This window comes from Pseudomonas sp. C2B4, assembly GCF_013359695.1.
GTDB lineage: Bacteria > Pseudomonadota > Gammaproteobacteria > Pseudomonadales > Pseudomonadaceae > Aquipseudomonas.
In genome coordinates this window covers 184,959-203,844 of record NZ_JABFMU010000003.1, presented here as the reverse complement: position 1 = coordinate 203,844, position 18,886 = coordinate 184,959, and the positions used below count along the sequence as shown (strand labels likewise).

General features: G+C 59.1%; 18 protein-coding genes. 17 read left to right on the top strand and 1 reads right to left on the bottom strand.

What is annotated here, in order from left to right:
- The 14 genes from waaC to HNQ83_RS03945 all read left to right on the top strand — a co-directional run bounded on the left by waaC (position 1) and on the right by HNQ83_RS03945 (position 14,781).
- Positions 1–1,062: a lipopolysaccharide heptosyltransferase I gene (gene waaC / locus HNQ83_RS04010; RefSeq protein WP_175387775.1), complete on the top strand. Its 1,062-nt coding sequence runs from the start codon at positions 1–3 to the stop codon at positions 1,060–1,062.
- Positions 1,062–2,183 carry a glycosyltransferase family 4 protein gene (locus tag HNQ83_RS04005; RefSeq protein WP_175387774.1) on the top strand — a complete coding sequence of 374 codons (1,122 nt, stop codon included), beginning with the start codon at positions 1,062–1,064 and terminating at the stop codon, positions 2,181–2,183. The genes waaC and HNQ83_RS04005 overlap by 1 nt, the downstream gene beginning before the upstream one ends.
- A complete protein-coding gene (gene rfaP / locus HNQ83_RS04000) occupies positions 2,184–2,990 on the top strand; it encodes a lipopolysaccharide core heptose(I) kinase RfaP (protein WP_175387773.1) in 807 nt (268 codons plus the stop codon). It abuts the gene before it with no gap.
- Positions 2,990–3,724, top strand: a complete 735-nt coding sequence (locus HNQ83_RS03995) for a lipopolysaccharide kinase InaA family protein (RefSeq protein ID WP_175387772.1) — start codon at positions 2,990–2,992, stop codon at positions 3,722–3,724. The genes rfaP and HNQ83_RS03995 overlap by 1 nt, the downstream gene beginning before the upstream one ends.
- The gene (locus tag HNQ83_RS03990) at positions 3,721–4,473 is read left to right on the top strand and encodes a lipopolysaccharide kinase InaA family protein (RefSeq protein WP_175387771.1); all 753 of its coding nucleotides are present in this window, start codon (positions 3,721–3,723) and stop codon (positions 4,471–4,473) included. Before HNQ83_RS03995 ends, HNQ83_RS03990 begins: the two co-directional genes overlap by 4 nt.
- The gene (locus HNQ83_RS03985; RefSeq protein ID WP_175387770.1) at positions 4,473–5,924 is read left to right on the top strand and encodes a lipopolysaccharide kinase InaA family protein; all 1,452 of its coding nucleotides are present in this window, start codon (positions 4,473–4,475) and stop codon (positions 5,922–5,924) included. Before HNQ83_RS03990 ends, HNQ83_RS03985 begins: the two co-directional genes overlap by 1 nt.
- A 233-nt stretch (positions 5,925–6,157) precedes the next feature.
- A complete protein-coding gene (locus tag HNQ83_RS03980; RefSeq protein ID WP_175387769.1) occupies positions 6,158–6,493 on the top strand; it encodes a YceK/YidQ family lipoprotein in 336 nt (111 codons plus the stop codon).
- A 165-nt stretch (positions 6,494–6,658) separates the two neighbouring features.
- On the top strand, positions 6,659–8,416 hold the full coding sequence (locus HNQ83_RS03975; protein ID WP_175387768.1) for a carbamoyltransferase: 1,758 nt from the start codon (positions 6,659–6,661) through the stop codon (positions 8,414–8,416).
- Positions 8,400–9,530, top strand: coding sequence for a glycosyltransferase (locus tag HNQ83_RS03970; protein ID WP_175387767.1), 1,131 nt, complete (start codon positions 8,400–8,402; stop codon positions 9,528–9,530). Before HNQ83_RS03975 ends, HNQ83_RS03970 begins: the two co-directional genes overlap by 17 nt.
- Positions 9,530–10,426, top strand: a complete 897-nt coding sequence (locus HNQ83_RS03965; RefSeq protein ID WP_175387766.1) for an antimicrobial resistance protein Mig-14 — start codon at positions 9,530–9,532, stop codon at positions 10,424–10,426. Before HNQ83_RS03970 ends, HNQ83_RS03965 begins: the two co-directional genes overlap by 1 nt.
- Before the next feature lie 8 nt (positions 10,427–10,434).
- Positions 10,435–11,865, top strand: a complete 1,431-nt coding sequence (locus HNQ83_RS03960) for a PIG-L deacetylase family protein (RefSeq protein WP_175387765.1) — start codon at positions 10,435–10,437, stop codon at positions 11,863–11,865.
- On the top strand, positions 11,862–12,818 hold the full coding sequence (locus HNQ83_RS03955) for a glycosyltransferase (protein ID WP_175387764.1): 957 nt from the start codon (positions 11,862–11,864) through the stop codon (positions 12,816–12,818). Before HNQ83_RS03960 ends, HNQ83_RS03955 begins: the two co-directional genes overlap by 4 nt.
- A gap of 39 nt (positions 12,819–12,857) precedes the next feature.
- Complete coding sequence (locus HNQ83_RS03950; RefSeq protein WP_175387763.1) at positions 12,858–13,625, top strand: glycosyltransferase family A protein; 768 nt, start codon at positions 12,858–12,860, stop codon at positions 13,623–13,625.
- Entirely contained in the window at positions 13,615–14,781 is a 1,167-nt protein-coding gene (locus tag HNQ83_RS03945; protein WP_175387762.1) for an O-antigen ligase domain-containing protein, read from the top strand. The genes HNQ83_RS03950 and HNQ83_RS03945 overlap by 11 nt, the downstream gene beginning before the upstream one ends.
- A 41-nt stretch (positions 14,782–14,822) precedes the next feature.
- On the opposite strand, the gene HNQ83_RS03940 is transcribed toward HNQ83_RS03945, so the two are convergent.
- Positions 14,823–15,464: a toluene tolerance protein gene (locus HNQ83_RS03940; RefSeq protein WP_175387761.1), complete on the bottom strand. Its 642-nt coding sequence runs from the start codon at positions 15,462–15,464 to the stop codon at positions 14,823–14,825.
- Between the two features lie 116 nt (positions 15,465–15,580).
- Here HNQ83_RS03940 and msbA point away from each other — a divergent pair, with 116 nt between their 5' ends.
- From msbA to cysC, 3 genes are all read left to right on the top strand, one after another.
- On the top strand, positions 15,581–17,380 hold the full coding sequence (msbA, locus tag HNQ83_RS03935; protein WP_218585526.1) for a lipid A export permease/ATP-binding protein MsbA: 1,800 nt from the start codon (positions 15,581–15,583) through the stop codon (positions 17,378–17,380).
- Between the two features lie 189 nt (positions 17,381–17,569).
- Positions 17,570–18,274 (top strand): sulfotransferase family 2 domain-containing protein, encoded by a 705-nt coding sequence (locus tag HNQ83_RS03930; RefSeq protein WP_175387759.1) that lies wholly within the window; start codon positions 17,570–17,572, stop codon positions 18,272–18,274.
- Positions 18,267–18,872: an adenylyl-sulfate kinase gene (gene cysC / locus HNQ83_RS03925; protein ID WP_175387758.1), complete on the top strand. Its 606-nt coding sequence runs from the start codon at positions 18,267–18,269 to the stop codon at positions 18,870–18,872. The genes HNQ83_RS03930 and cysC overlap by 8 nt, the downstream gene beginning before the upstream one ends.
- Positions 18,873–18,886 lie beyond the last annotated feature (14 nt).

The window sequence follows — 18,886 nt, the reverse complement described above, 5'->3', positions numbered from 1 at the left end:
TTGCGGGTACTGCTGATCAAGACTTCATCGCTGGGCGACGTGATTCATGCGTTGCCGGCGCTGACCGACGCGGCGCGGGCGATTCCCGGCATCACCTTCGACTGGGTGGTGGAAGAAGGCTTCGCCGAAATCCCCACCTGGCACCCGGCGGTAGGCAAGGTGATTCCGGTGGCGATCCGTCGCTGGCGCAAGAACATCTGGCAAACCATCAAGAGCGGCGAGTGGAAGCGCTTCAAGCAAAGCCTTCGCGCCACGAAATATGACCTGGTCATCGATGCCCAGGGCCTGCTGAAAAGTGCGCTGCTGACCCGCTATGTCAAAGCCCCGGTTGCCGGGCTCGACAAAGACTCTGCCCGCGAACCGATTGCCTCACGCTTCTATTCCCGACGCCTTGCCGTGGCCCGTGGGCAACATGCGGTGGAACGGGTGCGCCAGCTGTTCGCCGTGGCCCTGGGGTATGACTTGCCCAAAGGCTTGGGCGACTATGGTCTGAACGTCGAGCGCCTGGTGGAGTTGCCGCGCAAGAATCCGTACGTGTTGTTCCTGCACGGCACCACTTGGGACACCAAGCACTGGCCCGAAGCCTACTGGCGCGAGCTGGCCGAGCGGGTCGGTTATCTGGGTGTCGGGGTGAAACTGCCCTGGGGCAATGCCATCGAGAAGGCCCGGGCCGAGCGCATCGCCAAGGACATGAAACACGTCGAGGTGCTGCCGAAATTGAATCTGGCCGGTGTCGGCAAAGTGCTGGCTGGCGCACAGGCCTGCGTGGCGGTGGACACCGGCCTCGGGCACCTGGCCGCCGCGCTGGACGTGCCAACCCTGTCGCTGTTCGGCCCGACCAATCCCGGCCTGACCGGCGCCTACGGCAAATCGCAGATTCATCTGGCCAGCGACTTCCCTTGCGCGCCGTGCCTGCAAAAGAAATGCACCTATCAACCGACGGCCGAAGATGCCCGTCTGTTCGACCTGAAGCGCGAGTGGCCTTTGTGCTTCACGCGCCTGAATCCCGAGCGTGTCGCGACTCGACTGAGCACGTTGTTACTGGCTGAGGAGCTGCGCTGATGCAATTGGCATTTGTCCTGTACAAGTATTTTCCCTTCGGTGGCTTGCAGCGCGACTTCATGCGCATTGCCCTGGAGTGCCAGAAGCGCGGCCACCAGATTCGCGTGTACACGTTGATCTGGGAGGGCGACGTGCCACCGGGTTTTGAAGTGTTGGTGGCGCCGGTCAAGGCGTTCTTTAACCATCGGCGCAACGAAAAGCTCAGCGAGTGGATGGAAGCGGATCTGGCCAAGCGTCCTGTCGACCGTTTGATCGGTTTCAACAAAATGCCTGGCCTGGACGTGTACTACGCCGCCGACGGCTGTTTCGAGGACAAGGCGCAGAACCTGCGCAACTCGCTGTACCGCCGCTGGGGTCGCTACCGCCATTTCGCCGAGTACGAGCGCGCGGTGTTCGCCAGGGATGCCAAGACCGAAGTACTGATGATTTCCGAAGTGCAGCAGCCGCTGTTCATCAAGCATTACGACACGCCGCTCGAACGCTTCCATCTGTTGCCGCCGGGTATCTCCCAGGACCGTCGTGCACCTGCTAATGCCGCCGAAATCCGGGCTGAATTCCGCCGCGAGTTCAACTTGAAAGACGATGATCTGCTGCTGGTTCAGATCGGCTCCGGCTTCAAGACCAAGGGCGTGGATCGCAGCCTCAAGGCACTGGCCGCGTTACATGCGGAATTAAAGGCACGTACCCGCCTGTTTGTAATTGGCCAGGATGACCCCAAATTATTCCAGATGCAGAGCGCCGCATTGGGGCTTGGCGACAACGTGACGTTCCTCAAGGGCCGCAGCGATATTCCGCGCTTCCTGTTGGGGGCCGATCTGTTGATCCACCCGGCGTACAACGAAAACACCGGCACCGTGCTGCTTGAAGCGCTGGTGGCCGGGTTACCTGTGCTGGTGAGTGCGGTCTGTGGTTATGCCCATTACATAGCGGAGGCCGATGCCGGCCTGGTGTTGGACGAACCCTTTGACCAGGCGCAACTGACGCAGTACCTGACCGGCATGTTGAACGACGCTCAAGCGCGGGCGGCCTGGAGCCGCAACGGTCTGGCCTTCGCCGAGACGGCCGACCTCTACAGCATGCCGCAGCACGCGGCCGATGTGATTCTGGCGGAGCACGCTTAAATGAAGGTGATGTTGGCTGAACCGTTCAAGAGCCTCTGGGCCGGTCGCGACCCGTTCGCCGAGGTCGAAGGGCTCAAGGGCGAGGTGTACCGCGAACTTGAAGCTCGCCGCACCCTGCGCACCGAGGTGAATGGCGACGGATTTTTCGTGAAAATCCACCGCGGCATCGGCTGGGGCGAGATCTTCAAGAATCTGCTGACGGCCAAGTTGCCGGTCCTCGGCGCTGGCCAGGAGTGGAAGGCCATCCAGCGCCTGCAGGAAGTCGGTGTGCCGACCATGACCGCCGTCGCGTATGGCGAGAAAGGCAGCAACCCGGCGGACCAGCATTCGTTCATCGTCACCCAGGAGCTGGCACCGACCGTCAGCCTCGAAGACTTCAGCATCAATTGGGTCAAGCAGCCGCCCGAGCCAAAACTCAAGCGGGCACTGATCGCTGAAGTGGCGCGTATGACCGGCATGATGCACCGCGCTGGGGTCAACCACCGCGACTGCTATATCTGCCACTTCCTGCTGCACACCGACAAGCCGGTGACCGCCGACGACTTCAAGCTCTCGGTGATCGACTTGCACCGTGCCCAGACCCGCCCGGCCATCACCCAGCGCTGGCGCAACAAGGATCTGGCGGCGTTGTATTTTTCGGCCCTGGACATCGGTCTGACTCGCCGCGACAAACTGCGCTTTCTCAAAGGTTACTTCCAGCAGCCGCTGCGGCAGATTCTCAGTGAAGAAGCCGGGCTGCTGAGCTGGCTCGAAGGCAAGGCCAATAAACTCTACGACCGCAAACAGCGATACGGGGACGCGCTCTGATGGCGGGTTGGACACTGGAACCGGCTTACAGCGATCTGGTCGAAGACTTCGGCAGTCTTGACGCTGTATTTGCGCTTCAGGGCGAGCGCCTGACCCACGACCCGCTGTCGGAAGTCATTCGCGTTCAGCGCAATGGTGTCAACTATTACGTCAAGCGCTACGTGGGCGCCGGCAAGGGCTTGCGTCGTTACATCGGCAAGCCACGGGTGAAAATGGAGTGGCAAAACCTCAAGCGCTTCGCCAAATGGGGCATTCCTACCGCCGAAGTGGTGGCCTGGGGCCTGGAGCGTCGAGGGGCGGCCTATGCTCGCGGGGCGATGATCACCCGTGAATTGCCGCATACCGAAGATTTGTCGGCCTTGGCCGAGCGGCACGACCCGAAGCTGACGGACCGCGCCTGGGTCGACAAGGTCAGCCGTCAGTTGGCCAGCCACACCCGGACCATGCACGAGCACCGTTTTACCCATAACGATTTGAAGTGGCGCAACCTGCTGATCGACGATCAGGCCAAATTGTTCCTGATCGACTGCCCCAACGGTGATTTCTGGAGCGGATTCTGGCTCAAGTACCGCATCACCAAGGACCTGGCGTGTCTGGACAAGGTCGCCAAGTATCAATTGTCGGCCACCCAGCGCCTGCGCTTTTACCTGCAATACCGCCAAAGGACCCGCCTTACGGCCGCTGACAAAAAACGGATCCGGCACGTGGTGAGATTTTTCGAGGGGCGCGAATGACTGATTTTCTGGCCGCTGAAGACCGCGCGCTGCTTGAGCGACACGGCCTTGGCACGTTCGACGCGCTCTGGGCCCGTCAGCTCGATGCCGTGGACGAGCCCAACACCCTTCGCGGTGGCTGGAGCAGCGTGTTTCGACTGGATCTGGAAGGTCGTGGCTTCTACCTCAAGCGCCAGAGCAACTACCAGATGCGTACCTTGCACGCCCCCTTTGGCGAGCCGAGTTTTGCCCGGGAGTTTCGCAATATCAGCCGCTATGAAGCGCTTGGCATTCCGGCGCTGAAAGCTGCATTTTTCGGTGAGCGCAAGGTCGACGGCGAAGTCCGGGCGATTTTGCTGACCCGTGCCCTGGATGGTTGCGACGATCTGGATTCGTTGTTGCAGCGCTGGTCGGACCTGAGCGAAGCGCAACACACCGCGATTCTGCAGGCCTGCGGAAAACTGGCGCAGCGTCTGCACGGCAAGCGACAGGTACATGGCTGCTTTTATCCCAAGCACATTTTTCTGTGCGCCACCGGCGATGGCTATCAGGCTCAACTGATCGACCTGGAAAAGACCCGGCCTTTGCTTTTCGGTCAGCGCGACCGGGTCAAGGATCTGGAGCCACTGTTGCGTCGTGCGCCTGAATGGAGCGAGACGCAGCTGCGCATTTTGTTGGCCGCCTACCTGGATCAGCCGCAGGACAGTTCGTTGATCGACAGCTGGCTCGATCGCTTGACCTCGCGGCGCAGCTACAAGGAGAAGCGCTGATGCGTTTATCCGAACTGAAGAACGCAGGTCGTAGTCCGACATTGCCGTTGAGCTTTTCGCTGGCCGATGCCGCAGGCCCGGCCGATTTACAGTTGCTGAGCCTGTTGCGGGTGCTGCCCGGGCAGCGTTATGTCGGTGCCGGTGTCTGGCGGGGTCGCCCGGTGCTGGCCAAATTGCTGGTTGGCAGCAAGGCGGCGCGACATTTCAAGCGCGAGCTGGACGGCGTGCGCCTCCTTGCGGCGCAAGGCTTGACCACGCCATTGCTGCTGGCCGATGGGCTCAAGGACGGCGAGGGCGGCTGGCTGCTGTTCGAGTTTCTGGAAGGCGCTGCAAGCCTGGGCGATGACTGGAAGCAGGTCGAACACTTGCCGGCGTTGGCCGATGAGCAAGTGGCGGTTCTGGCCGAAGCCTTGGGCGCGATCGGTCAGATGCACCGCAAAGGCTTGTGGCAGGAAGACCTGCACCTGGACAACCTGCTGCGCCAAGGCAGTCGACTGTATTTGATCGATGGCGCCGGCATCTGTGCCGAAACGCCTGGCCAGCCACTGTCGCGGCAAAAAGTCCTGGAAAACCTCGGGGTGTTTTTCGCTCAATTGCCCAAGGCGCTGGAGCCGTTCACCGAAGAGTTGCTGGTGTACTACCTGCTGAGCAATGGCGAGCATGCCTTGCCCATGGAAGCGTTGCAGAAGCAGATCGACAAGGTACGCAGCTGGCGGCTCAAGGACTTCCTGGTCAAGGTCGGCCGCGAGTGCACGCTGTTCAGCGTCCAGCGCGGCGCGTTCGGTCTGCGGGCCATTCGTCGCGAGGAAGAAGCGGCGATGCTGCCGGTGTTGGCGCAGGCCGACGCCTTGCTCGATCAGGGCCACCTGTACAAGACCGGTGGCGCGGCCAGCGTCGGCAAGGTCGAGGTGGACGGTCGTACGCTGGTGATCAAGCGCTACAACATCAAGGGTTTTGCCCACTGGCTCAAACGCTTCTGGCGCCCGAGCCGGGCCTGGCACTCCTGGCGTGAAGGCAATCGCCTGGCATTCCTCGGCATTGCCACGCCCAAACCCTTGGCGTTGCTGGAGAAGCGTTTCCTCTGGTTGCGCAGTCGGGCTTATCTGATTACCGAGCATTTGCCGGGGCCGGACATCATCGAACGTTTTGCGCCGTACGTAGAAAGCGGCAATGCGCCAGAAGCCGAATTGCTGGCACTGGATCACCTGTTCGCAGAACTGATTCACGAGCGAATCAGCCATGGCGATTTCAAGGGGCACAATCTGTTCTGGCAGGATGATCGCTGGGCGTTGATCGATCTGGATTCGATGTGCCAGCACCACTCTCCGGGCAGCTTTGCCCCGGCCTATAAGCGGGATCGGGCGCGGTTCATGCGCAACTGGCCGGAGAGCAGTGCGCTGTACCAGGTCATTGATCAGCGTCTGCCCAAAGACATTTCCAGCGCTGCCTGAATCGTTTTCGCGAGCAGGCTCGCTCCCTCATGGGATTTATTTCGCGCACATATTTTGTGAGCGAGCGCCGTCTTCTGTGGGGGGGGGCGAGCTTGCTCGCGAAGAGGCCGGAACAGTCGATCGAGTGAAAGAGACAAGATCTTGTGATCCGTCCTACACGATCTTGGGAAGCCATGAACTGTGGCCTGAATGATCGCAATGCTAGTTTGCCTGACGTTCTCGGAGGGCAGACTTTGACAATCAGAATGGCCGTCGCATCAGGGGTAATCTCGCTGGCTTTGATCGGCTGCGGGACCGTCGCAACCGTGTTGCAGGACGATGCCGATGCCGCTCAGGGGCTTCGCCGGCAAAAAACCTACTGTCAGTCCATCCCTCGGGTCTACAGCGGCCTGGCCTACGATTTTTGTGTATTGAACGCGCCGCCGGATCCCACGGGAATTCTCGTGCCACTCGTTTTGCTGGACCTGGCCCTGTCTGGCGCACTGGATACCGTGGTCTTGCCGTACACGGTTTATCGGCAGGGAGCGGATGGCAATATCCGTATTTACTGGCGGTCTGCGCGAGGATAAACAGGCCCGCATCAACGCCGTGCGCGCTTGCCGCTTGCAGCTAGAGGCTTGAAGCTGCTTTTAAGCTATAATCCCGCCCTTTAGCTGCCTCGCGCTCCTTGCGAAGGCACATCATTTTTTGAGGCGCCACTGCGCCTGCATGCAGACTAAAGAGGCTAGACCCCTGTGGCATTGACGATTCTTGGCCTGTCCGGCGCCCTTAGCCATGATCCTTCCGCAGCCTTGTACATCGACGGCAAGCTGGTCGCGGCAGCTGAAGAAGAGCGCTTCGTACGCGATAAACATGCAAAGAACCGCATGCCCTACGAATCGGCGAAGTTCTGCCTGGAACAGGCCGGTATCAAACCTTCCGACGTTGACGTGGTAGCGATTCCTTTCGCTCCGATCAGCCTGTTCGGCAAGGCTCGCTGGCAGTACGCCAAGCGTTACTGGTACGCCCCGGACCGTGCACTCGACGCGATCCTGATGGGCAACCGTCGCTACAAGCGCTATCGCAACAAGATCGTCTGGTGCCTGGAACAACTGGGTTTTGATCCTAAGAAGATCAAGATCGAACCGGTCGAACATCACTTGGCCCATGCCTCCAGCGCTTATCACTGCTCCGGTTTCAAAGAGAAAACCGCGATCCTCGGGATCGACGGCAAGGGTGAGTACGCCACGACCTTCTTCGGTTATGGCGTAAACGGCAAGATCCACAAGATCAAGGAATTTTTCGACCCGGACTCCCTCGGCGGCCTGTACGGCGCGATCACCGAGTTCCTCGGTTTCGATATGCTCGACGGTGAGTTCAAGGTCATGGGCATGGCGCCGTACGGCGACGCCAGCAAATACGATTTCTCACGCCTGGCTTCGTTCGAAAACGGCGAACTGGTGATCAACACCGATTACGCCAACGTCATCGGCCTGCGTCGCTACAAAGAGAAGGGCAAGGGTTACTACTTCTCGCCGAAGCTGATCGAGTGGCTGGGTCCAAAGCGCGAAGGCGACATCGCCGACGAGCCTTACATCCACTACGCCGCCAGCATTCAAGCGCTGTTCGAAAAAATTGCGCTGCAGATGATCGATTACTACCTGGGCGACGTGCTCAAGGAAACCGGCAAACTGGCCTATGCCGGTGGCTGTGCGTTGAACGTCAAGCTGAACCAGAAAATCATCGCTCGCGATGACGTCAAAGAGCTGTTCGTACAGCCTGCATCCGGCGACGCCGGCACTGCGGTCGGTGCTGCGGCCTATGTGTCCCACGCCCGTGGCGTACCGGTCGAGAAGATGGAACACGTCTACCTCGGCCCGTCGTACAGCAACGAAGACGTGATCGCGGCCTGTGCCCGTCACGAGAACAAGCCAACGTGGCGCAAGCTCGACAACATGCCGGAGCAGATCGCCAAGATCATGGTCGATGGTAACCCGGTAGCCTGGTTCCAGGGCCGCATGGAATTCGGTCCGCGCGCGCTGGGCGGTCGTTCGATCATCGGTTGCCCGAGCGTGGCCGGTGTGGCTGACCGCATCAACCACCAGATCAAGTTCCGCGAGCGCTGGAGGCCTTTCTGCCCGTCGATGCTCGACACCGTCGCGCCACAGATGATCAAGATCGATCACCCGGCCCCCTTCATGACGTTCACCTTCGAAGTGGCTGAAGAGTGGAAAACCCGCGTGCCGGAAGTCGTTCACGAAGACGGCACGTCCCGCGCCCAGGTGCTCAAGCGCGAATACAACCCGCGCTACTACGACATGATGAAGGCACTGGAAGTCCTGACCGGAAACGGCGTGTCGCTGAACACCTCGCTCAACCGTCGTGGTGAGCCGATGATCTGCTCGCCGACGGACGCCCTGAACATGTTCTTCGGTTCCGACCTACAGTATCTGATCATGGAAGACATCCTGGTGGTCAAAGAGGGTGCCAACGCTTATGACACGCTCGGCTGAACGCCATGTGCTGCAGTTCTGTCACGGCTATGACGGGCCGTTCCTGGACTGTGCCCGGCAGTACGCCAGCCTGTTCGCGGGGACCGGTTATCGAGTGACCACGGTGTTTTTGACCGGGGTCGCCGATGCCGAAGTCGCCGCGCAATGCGCTAGCGATGAAGTGCTGTTCATGGAGTACAGCTCCAAGGCCATTCGTGGCCTGAAACTGGGTGCCATTGGCGATCTGCGCAAGATCGCCGCCTCGCGCAATTTCAGTTTCTGCATCGCTAATCGCTCCAAACCCATCTACATCGCCTTGCTGGCCACCTCGCTACCGGTGATTGGCGTGCACCATGCGTTTGACGATTACAAGCGCGCCACCCGCAAACTGTTCGCGAATATCTTCCGCAAGCGCCTGAGTTTGCTCGGCGTGTCCGATGCCGTACGCGACGACATACGCCGCTGTTTGCCAAAATGGCCGGCTTCGCGGATTCAGACGCTGTACAACCGTATTGACGTCGATAGCTTGCAGGCTTCGCAGGTGTCGGTTCGTGAGGCTCGGGAAACCCTTGGCCTGGCGGAGGATGCCTGGATTGTCGGCAACGTCGGGCGGCTGCATCCGGACAAGGATCAGGCCACGCTGCTGGATGGATTTTCCGCGGCGTTGCCGGGGTTGCCGGCCAATAGCCAGCTGGTGATTCTCGGTAGCGGTCGCCTGGAGCAGGATCTCAAGGCGCAGGCTCGCGAACTGGGCATTGGCGACCGTGTGTTGTTTCTCGGTCAGGTGCCCGAAGCGCGGCGTTTTTTCCGTGCCTTCGACGTGTTTGCGCTGAGCTCCGATCACGAACCGTTTGGCATGGTGTTGCTCGAAGCCATGGCGGCGGGTGTGCCGTTGCTCGCTACCGCGTGTGGCGGGGCGAAGGAAGTGGTCGAAGGCGTTGGCATATTGTTCCCGCTGGGCGATGCCGAACACTTGGCTCAAGGGTTGCAACATCTGGCCGCGATGGACGCTCAGCAACGTCACCAATGTGCCGAGCTGATGCTCGACCGCTTGCGCGAACGTTTCTCCGACCGCGCGGTGCGTGATGCTTTCTGGCATTTGCCACACGTTATCGAACTGGCACCGAGGGGCTGATGCTCAACCGATTTCAAGGCTGGCGCGAACGTGGCTGGTCGGTAGCCGATGCCTCGACTTATGCCGATGCCTGGCAGCGTTATGGTGGCAGCGTCGCGACCCATCCGATGGTGGTCGAGCGGTTGGCGCAGTTGGCCGATATTCCGGTGCGTTACCTGGCCTGGGAGCAAAATGGCGAAGTCAAAGCGGCGATCCCGACCTGGGGCCGCGACCTCGCCTTGTCCAAGGACGTGCTCAAGCGCCGTGGCAAGAAGGGCCTCTACGATCTTGGCAACGCCGAGATCATCTTGCCGGCCGCAGACGATGCCCAGGCCCCCTTGCGCCATCGCGGTCGTTATTTGTCGGCGCTGAATGAACGCCGTTTCACCGGCATCAAATTGCAGGCCGAACAACTGGCCATGGCGCGCGCACCTGAAGACTTGTCCAAGAAATTTCGCTACAACCAGCGCCGCGAACTGCGGTTGCTGGAAGAAGCGGGTGGCGTGGTGCGACCGGTATCCGAGTTCTCCAGTGCTGAGTTGGCGGCAATTTACTGCGATCTGTTCCAGCGTCGCTGGGGGTTCCCGGCCACAGGTGCCGAGCGCATGGCCGAGGTCATCGAACTGTTGCGTGAGTTGCTGATCGGCTCAGTGATTTTCCTCAACGATGCGCCGATTGCCATTCAACTGGTATACCGGGTCGAAACACCGCGCTGGATCAGTGTCGAGTACATCAACGGTGGCGTCGATCCCGAAACCCGTGAATTCAGCCCCGGCAGCGTACTGAGCTTTCTCAACACCCAAAGCGCCTGGGAACATGCTCGGGCGCTGGACAAACCCTTGCGTTTCTCCTTCGGTCGCGCCGACCGTGAATACAAGGACCGCTGGTGCAATCCCGTTCCGGTCTTCACCGTATGAGGCAACCCATGAGTCGCAAGCAGCAATTGCTCAAGCGCCATCGGCGCAACAAACGAATCGGCCTGTTTATCGCGCTGGTGGTGCTGATTGGTATTGGCGTGATGGTGTCGTGGTGGATGCGCCTGGTGCTCGCGATACTGACTTGGGTTGCCCACGAAGCCTGGTTTGCCGACCATCTGTTCTACTCGCCCAAAGGCGATTACAAGTACAAATTCCCGCCCTACACCCCGCAACCCAAGGTTCATCTGAGCGGCGATCGCTTGCGTCTGGATGAGGGTGTCATGCTGGTTGACGACGCGACGCTGGTGTTGGCGTTGCAGATCAAAAGCACGTGGTTGGGGCGCTTCCTCGATCCGGTGGTCGAGTTGTCCGGGGGCGATAACCCGGATCGACAAACCTTCGAGCGTGGCGTGAACGGTCTGCGGTACCTCAACCTGAGTGGTCAGGCAGAGGTGCTGTCGCGAGGCGAGTTGCGTCTGCGTGGGCGTTTTTGCCGACTGCTCGGCGAGCCCGTGCTGTGGGCATTCGAGCATCCGGATTACAGTCGTCAGAGGGTGATGGTGATTGCACCGCATGCCGACGACGCGGAACTGGCTGCATTCGGGCTATACAGCAGTGCCAGTCAAAGCTGGATCGTGACCCTGACCGCCGGTGAGATCGAAGCCGAGCATTATCAGCAGATGGGACTTGCAGGTGTCGAGGCGTCGCGTTTGAAGGGTTCGCTTCGTGCCTGGGACAGTATCAGCGTGCCGTTGTGGGGCGGCGTTCCTCAGGAGCGTTGCATCCAACTGGGTTATTTCTGTCTGCAATTGCCTACGATGCAGGGTGCACCGGACGAAGCCGTGGCGTCCCGCGAGGCCCAGCTTGACGATACCCGGTATTTCCGCAAGTTCAATCCATTTGCCCTGGGCAGTGACGCCGATGGAGTGCCGTCCTGGAACAATCTGCTGGCCGATCTGCGTGAGCTGATCGATCGCATTCAGCCCCAGGTTATCGTTTTGCCCCATCCGCACTTCGATCCGCATCCGGACCATCTATGCTCCCAGCAGGCGGTGATGCAGGCGCTGACGGGCACAGCCTGGCAACCCGAAATCCTGCTGCATTACGCCAATCACTTGCACGATAACGATCGCTGGCCAATGGGCGATGCAGGGACGGGTGTCGCGCTGCCACCGCAGTTCGATGCGGTTGAGCCCTTGCGGCCCTGGACGCCTTCTCTGTCGACTGAAGTGCAGTGGCGCAAGGCAATGTCATTGGGCATGATGCACGACCTTCAGCCGCGGCTTCCCCTCAAGCGCCTGGTTCGTCGGGGAATTCAACGTTTTCTCGCCGCCAGGCGCTGGCCGGCTTTTGGTCAAAATGAGTTCTTCCGTAAAACAGTGCGACGCCACGAATTGTTCTGGGTCCAAGAGTTGACTGGCAAGAGAGAGCCCAATTGAAAGTTCTGTTTCTGGTGCAGAAAGAGCAGCGAGCGATCCTCGATCGGCTGTATGACGGAATCGCCGAACAGTGCGACTGCGATAAGCGTGAGCTGACCAGTGCCGAGCAGGACGACTTGCGAGGGTATTTCCGCAAGCATGTCGATGTGACCCGTTACGACCGGATCGTGTTCTTCCTGCGCTTCAAAAAAGAAATCAGACAGGTGCGGTTCATACAGACGCTGCCCAATCTGGTTATTCTGGAGCACGATGCCTATCAGAATTACATCCCGTGCAAATACACCGGAAAATTCAGTGCTCATTACCGAAAATTACCGTGGGCGCGGGTGATCAGCTCGGGCTATATCGTCAGCCAGCGTTTGCGTGACGAGGGATTTGACGCCCATTTCGTGCCCAAGGGCTACGACCAGGCTCTGTTGCAAAACCGTCAGCGTGAACGTGACATCGAGCTGGGTTTTGTCGGCAGTCTCAACAGCGTGGCGTATGCCGGGCGCAAGGCCATGCTTGAATCCGTGGCTGAAGTCGAAAACCTGCTGGTCACGCGCACCAAGTCGGGCGAGGAATACTGTGAAACGCTGAGCCGGATCCGTTATTTCGTCAGTGCCGACGTCGGCATGGGCGAGTACATGATCAAGAATTTCGAGGCCATGGCCTGCGGTTGTGTGCTGTTTGCGTACGATCAAGGAGAAGAAGAGAATCGCGCCCTGGGCTTTGTCGACATGCACAACATTGTGCTCTATCGAACGCGCGACGAGCTTCGGGAAAAACTGGCCGTGTTACGTGAGTCACCGCAGATGACCGAGGCCATTTCCCTGGCCGGTCAAGCGCTGGTAGAGCAACGTTACACCTTCCGTGCGGTGGGGCATGCGATTGTCGAGGCGATGCAGGCGCCGTTGCGCGAACGGGCTCCACTGAGCTGGAAGGAAAAACTACGCATGTCGCTGGGGCTGTGAAGCCGGGCGATTCAACAATCAAGGGTGCGGTGTAAATACATGCTGTTCAGCGAGACTAGCGATATTTCGGTTGTCATCACCAGTTGCGGTCGCTTCGATTTGTTGAAGCGAACCCTCGAAACGTTTGACCGGTTCAATACGGCTCCCATTCGTAAAGTGTTCATTACCGAGGACTCCGGCGACCGTGCCGTAGAGGCCTGTATTCCGGAACACTGGAGGGCGCATACCCAGTTCTTCATCAACAACCCGCGCCTGGGTCAGTTGAAGTCCATCGATGCCGCCTATGCTCAGGTGGAGACGTCGTGGATTTTCCACTGCGAAGACGACTGGGATTTCTATCGTGAAGGATTTATCGAAGAGTCCCAGTACCTGCTGGAGGAAGATCCGCAGGCGCTTCAGGTGTGGCTGCGCAGCTTCAATCACGACCTGTTGGTTCACAGTCCGTATGTATTCCTGAACGAGCGCAAAGTCAGCCACGGCATTCCATTTTATGTGCTGGGCTCGCAAAAGGCTGACTGGCAGGGCTTTTCCTTTAATCCGGGGCTACGGCGTCGTGCGGACTATCTGGCCCATGCGCCGTATTCCGCCTTTTCCGGAGAGAAAGACCTGTCGCGTCTGTACGCCGCGCAAAACCGCTATGCGTTGATTCTGGAGAACGACGCGGTATTGCACACCGGCTTCGGTGAGCACGTGGTGGTTCCGCAGGAGCGTGTGAACAAGCTGCGACGTAAACGTCTCGATCGGCTCAAACTGATCGCGGCCCTTGTTTTTGGTCTTGTAGCAGGTTGGGTACTCCATGGCATCTAGCGGCGTGAAGCCAGGAAAGATCACCGTCACGTCGTATTTCGGAATAGTACTCTGTCTGTTCTTGCTGAGCTTTGTGGTGGGCTGGTCCTCGAAGTGGACCAATAATCTGTTCTACGGCCTGATGGTGGTGCCGGGTTTAGTGTTCCTGATCAAGGAGAGAGGTGCAGGCTTATTCAGGCAACCGCTGGCGTTGGCTTGGCTGGTGTTCATCCTGTGGTTTCTGGTGCCGGCAGCCATAGCCGGGCAGATGCAGTTTTTCAAGCACGTGTTCTACGTGATGATGTTCATCATGGTCGTAGGTGCATTCGGTGATCCCCGGTTTTTCCGCAGCCCTGGGTTTGTCCGTGCGCAGTTCTGGGTCCTGGCGTTGTATATCTTCTGTTGTGCCCTCTACAGCTGGGCCACCAATGAATATGCAATCGGCAGCCGGGTGGCGCTGTTGCCGGCACGCTTGCAGAACGTCATCTATGCCAGTATCTGGCTGCTGTGCGCGCTGGCGCTGGCATTGCCATTCTGGGTGAGGGAGCGTCGCTGGATCGAGGGTGCGCTGGCCATCGTGTTTTCCATCTTCGCGGTGACCTTTGTGCTGCAAACGCGTACTGCGCTTGTCGGGGTCGCATTCCTGTTGGGCGTGTGGCTGCTTTACGGGCTCTACCACAGGCCGCGGCTGGTTGGCAGTGTGGTGACGATCAGTCTGGTGGCGGTCGGCCTCCTGTACCTGATCGTGCATGACGAGGCCTGGTTCCAGTCACTCTGGACCCGAGGTGATTCGTATCGCATCGAACTTTTTCACATCATGGTCGGCGAGTGGCGGAACTGCGGCTGGATGCTGGGCTGCGGCGTTTATTTCCACACCGATCAGTTGCTGGAAGGCTGGATGCCGATTCAGCATCCGCACAACATCTATGTGGCGCTGGGGTTGTATAGCGGTGCGGTGGCACTGGTGTTGTTCATCGGGCTGATGGCAGCCACGCTTTGGCAGGCCTGGCGGCTGCGTGACGCTTGGGGAATGTACCTGGCGTGTGCATTGGTCATGTTGAACTTCGATGGCAGCCTGCTGATCGGCAACCCTGACGAGTTGTGGCCGCTGGTGCTGTTGCCGGGGGCAATGATTCTCGGGCGAGTGCTCAAGGCGCAACGTATCGCGCTGGCATGAACCTGACCTTCGCCTCCTCCCCGGAGGCGAAGGTGGCCAGATCATTTTTGCAGGGCGCTGTTCAGTTCTTCCCGAGAACAGATGCTCTGGGTCTGGCCGTAGTGCTGCATGAAGACTTCTCCACGCTTGTCGAGCAACCATTGCCGATCCTGCGGATAGCGCACCATATGCTTGAAATTGCGCAGCCGCAGTGTCTTGCGTAGCGGGCGGCGATACACCCGCAGGTCGGCAATGTCGATCAAGCCCAGTTGGTGTTCAGGTGTGAGCACGATGTTGCCCAGGTGAGCCGAGCGAAAATAGATCCCGCGCTCATGCAAGGTGGCCATGAAAACCCCAAGCTGACCACGCAGCGGATCGGCATCGTCCTGAACATCCAGCAGTTGGCGCAGGGTTTGACCGGGTAGCGGATCGTAGTGCACGGCATCACGCTCAATACTCGGTATGCGGTAGACCTGGCGGATCGACGGGCAGGGGATCTGTCGCTCACGCAGCGCATCGCAATTGTCGGCAAACCGTTTGGCGTAGGGATACCAGGCCGCCGATGTCAGCAGGCGCTTGCGACGGAACAGCTTGAGAATCGAGCCATCTGTCAGGCGCAAGACCTTATCCCCCGAACCATCCGCTTCAAGGACTTGTGCTCCCTCGCGCAGGGCAAGGTATCGGGTGTGATCAAGCGCTTGCATCAATACTCCGGGGGTCGACGCCATGAGGCATGGATAGCCGGCCATGTTACCGCAGCTCAGCGACTAAAATGGCCTGTGTTACACTCGCGGGCTCTTTTCTCATACAACGGGTTCTCATGACTAGCCCTGATTCGCCTGCGCCGTCGAGCTTGAAGATTTACTTGCGCCTGCTGTCGTATGTGCGTCCGTACTGGGGCATGTTTGCGCTCAGTATCGTTGGCTTCGTGATTTTCGCCTCGACGCAGCCGATGCTGGCCGGCATTCTCAAATATTTCGTCGATGGCTTGAGCAACCCTGAAGCGGTGCTCTTCCCCAATGTGCCCTATTTGAAAGACTTGCAGCTGCTGATGGCCGTGCCATTGCTGATCATTCTGATCGCTGCGTGGCAGGGGCTCGGTTCGTTTCTTGGCAACTACTACCTGGCGAAGGTTTCGCTGGGGCTGGTCCATGACCTGCGAGTCGAGCTGTTCAACAAGTTGCTGGTGCTGCCCAATCGCTATTTCGACACCCATAACTCCGGCCACCTGATTTCGCGAATCACTTTTAACGTGACCATGGTGACCGGTGCAGCAACGGACGCTATCAAGGTGGTGATCCGTGAAGGCCTGACGGTTGTGTTCCTGTTTGCCTATCTGTTGTGGATGAACTGGAAGCTGACTCTGGTGATGCTGGCGATCTTGCCACTCATTGCGCTCATGGTGAGTAGCACCAGCAAGAAATTCCGCAAGCAGAGCAAGAAAATCCAGGTGGCCATGGGGGATGTGACCCATGTGGCTTCCGAGACCATCCAGGGCTATCGCGTGGTACGCAGCTTCGGCGGTGAGAGCTATGAAGAGCGCCGCTTTGCTGCCGCAAGCCAAGGCAACACCGACAAGCAATTACGCATGACCAAGACCGGTGCGGTCTATACACCAATGCTGCAATTGGTGATCTACACCGCCATGGCGGTGTTGATGTTCCTGGTGCTGTTCCTGCGCGGTGATGCCACGGCAGGTGATCTGGTGGCCTACATTACTGCTGCGGGTTTGCTGCCCAAGCCGATCCGTCAGTTGTCGGAAGTCAGCTCGACGATCCAGAAAGGCGTTGCCGGTGCCGAAAGCATTTTCGAACAACTGGACGTTGAACCTGAAGTCGATAACGGTACCGTCGAACGTGATCGCATCAAAGGTCACCTGGAAGTGCGCAACCTCAGCTTCACTTACCCTGGAACCGATCGTGAAGTGCTGAAAAACATCAGCTTCACGGCGGCGCCTGGGCAAATGATTGCCCTGGTGGGGCGCTCCGGCAGTGGCAAGTCGACCCTGGCCAGCCTGATTCCGCGCTTCTATCATCACGACATCGGTGAAATCCTGCTTGATGACGTCGAAATCGAAGACTATCGGTTGCGCAACCTGCGTCGGCACGTGGCGCAAGTCACCCAGCATGTGACCTTGTTCAACGATTCCATCGCCAACAACATTGCCTACGGTGATCTGGCTGGCGCTCCTCGAGCCGATATCGAAAAAGCCGCCGCCGATGCCTATGCGATGGACTTTATTTCGCAAATGCCCGAAGGCCTGGATACCCAGGTCGGTGAAAATGGCGTGCTGCTGTCCGGTGGTCAGCGACAGCGCCTGGCGATTGCCCGGGCTCTTTTGAAGAATGCGCCGCTGCTGATCCTCGACGAAGCGACATCGGCACTCGATACCGAGTCCGAGCGTCACATTCAGGCGGCGCTTGATCAGGTCATGAAGGGGCGTACGACATTGGTCATTGCTCACCGCTTGTCGACCATCGAAAAGGCCGACCTGATTCTCGTGATGGATCAGGGCCAGATCGTCGAGCGCGGCACTCACGCACAATTGCTGGCGCAGAATGGCTACTACTCGCGCCTGCATGCGATGGGCCTGGACGCTCCGGCCGAAGACATCGCCTGATCCCGGCGACAGGGTGGGCTCGACTCACCCTGTCGTACTCCCGGCGCGTGCAATGCGCCCGGTGATTTGTATCCAGATCCATACACGTCTTGACCAAACCTGAATAAATCCTGGCAGCGCGCTTGTTAAGGTTCCTGAACGAATTTTGACTTCAATCGTAAGGGCCATCCCTTTCGCGCGGGTGCTGCAATGTTGCAACGATATCTCTGGAAGCTGTTGCCCAAGACGCAACGGCATTTCTTGCTGGGCCGGCTGTCGGTGGTGGATCGTCAGGTGGTGAACAAGTCGATGTCGGCGAGTTCGCGTTACCCCCGGCCCTTCGCGCAGCATGCCTGCCTGTTCATCCATGTGCCCAAATGCGCCGGCAGCAGCATCTGTGCCGCGCTGTTCGATGGCTGGAGTCCGGGGCACCTGCCGTTGTACTGGTACGAAGAACAATTTCCCGAACAGTTTGCCAGCAGCTTCAAGTTTGCCTTTGTCCGCGATCCTCTGGAGAGGGCGTATTCGGCCTACGCTTTTCTGCGGGGAAACGCCTTGAGCCAGCGCGATCAGCCTGCGCAAAAACTGGTGAATCAGTACCGTGATTTCGATGATTTTGTTGCGCGTTGGTTGCATCCGGAAACGATCCAGCGGCAGGTGCATTTCGCCGCACAAACCGATTTTCTGACGGACTCTTTCGGGCACCTGGCTCTGGATTTCATCGGCTATCAGGAGCATCTGGAACGGGACTTCGGATTGGTTTGCGAGCGGTTGGGGCACGGGTCGCCGTTGCCCCGCATCAATAGTTCGGACCATAGAAGTCCACAGTCTGTCCGGGATTTCTGTTCGACGCGCACCCGTCGTCTGGTTCGTCGCGTGTACCAGCGTGATTACGAGTTGCTCGGTTATGAATGAAATGCTGCCGCTACCGGCCCTCCGGATCAGTCCCCATGCGTTATCGCTGTCGAGCGTCGATCGTGCCGCGCTCAAGTCGCAACGGCCGCGTTGCCTTTGGCTGACGGGGTTGTCCGGAGCGGGTAAATCGACCCTGGCAAATGCCCTGGAGGTGCAGCTCAATCAACGTGGGCTGCACACCTTTGTGCTCGATGGCGACAACCTGCGTGCGGGTCTTTGCCGTGATCTGGGAATGGGCGCCGACTGTCGACGGGAAAACATCCGGCGCATGGCGGAGGTGGCGCGACTGATGGTGGAGGCCGGACTGATTGTCATTGTGGCGGCCATCTCGCCATTCCGAGCCGAGCGTGAGGCGGCGCGCAGGCTGTTTGCCGAGGGGGATTTCATTGAAGTGTATGTGAGCACACCGCTTGCGGTTTGCGCACAGCGCGACCCCAAAGGTTTGTACCTGGCGGCCAGGCAAGGACGTATCAAGGATTTCACCGGCGTCGATAGCCCGTACGAAGCACCGCTGCACCCAGAGTGCGAGATTGATACACAGGTGCCGGATATGTCGCGGGCATGCCTGCGCTTGATGGAGTTTGTGCTCAAAAAATGATCAGAAAGCCACTC

What these genes read in the sequence shown, in the direction of transcription:
- HNQ83_RS04005 (WP_175387774.1), top strand. Translation starts at nt 1,062, where the DNA reads ATGCAATTGGCATTTGTCCTGTACAAGTATTTTCCCTTCGGTGGCTTG.
- rfaP (WP_175387773.1), top strand. Translation starts at nt 2,184, where the DNA reads ATGAAGGTGATGTTGGCTGAACCGTTCAAGAGCCTCTGGGCCGGTCGC.
- HNQ83_RS03995 (WP_175387772.1), top strand. Translation starts at nt 2,990, where the DNA reads ATGGCGGGTTGGACACTGGAACCGGCTTACAGCGATCTGGTCGAAGAC.
- HNQ83_RS03990 (WP_175387771.1), top strand. Translation starts at nt 3,721, where the DNA reads ATGACTGATTTTCTGGCCGCTGAAGACCGCGCGCTGCTTGAGCGACAC.
- HNQ83_RS03985 (WP_175387770.1), top strand. Translation starts at nt 4,473, where the DNA reads ATGCGTTTATCCGAACTGAAGAACGCAGGTCGTAGTCCGACATTGCCG.
- HNQ83_RS03970 (WP_175387767.1), top strand. Translation starts at nt 8,400, where the DNA reads ATGACACGCTCGGCTGAACGCCATGTGCTGCAGTTCTGTCACGGCTAT.
- HNQ83_RS03965 (WP_175387766.1), top strand. Translation starts at nt 9,530, where the DNA reads ATGCTCAACCGATTTCAAGGCTGGCGCGAACGTGGCTGGTCGGTAGCC.
- HNQ83_RS03960 (WP_175387765.1), top strand. Translation starts at nt 10,435, where the DNA reads ATGAGTCGCAAGCAGCAATTGCTCAAGCGCCATCGGCGCAACAAACGA.
- HNQ83_RS03950 (WP_175387763.1), top strand. Translation starts at nt 12,858, where the DNA reads ATGCTGTTCAGCGAGACTAGCGATATTTCGGTTGTCATCACCAGTTGC.
- HNQ83_RS03945 (WP_175387762.1), top strand. Translation starts at nt 13,615, where the DNA reads ATGGCATCTAGCGGCGTGAAGCCAGGAAAGATCACCGTCACGTCGTAT.
- HNQ83_RS03940 (WP_175387761.1), bottom strand. Translation starts at nt 15,464, where the DNA reads ATGCAAGCGCTTGATCACACCCGATACCTTGCCCTGCGCGAGGGAGCA.
- msbA (WP_218585526.1), top strand. Translation starts at nt 15,581, where the DNA reads ATGACTAGCCCTGATTCGCCTGCGCCGTCGAGCTTGAAGATTTACTTG.
- HNQ83_RS03930 (WP_175387759.1), top strand. Translation starts at nt 17,570, where the DNA reads ATGTTGCAACGATATCTCTGGAAGCTGTTGCCCAAGACGCAACGGCAT.
- cysC (WP_175387758.1), top strand. Translation starts at nt 18,267, where the DNA reads ATGAATGAAATGCTGCCGCTACCGGCCCTCCGGATCAGTCCCCATGCG.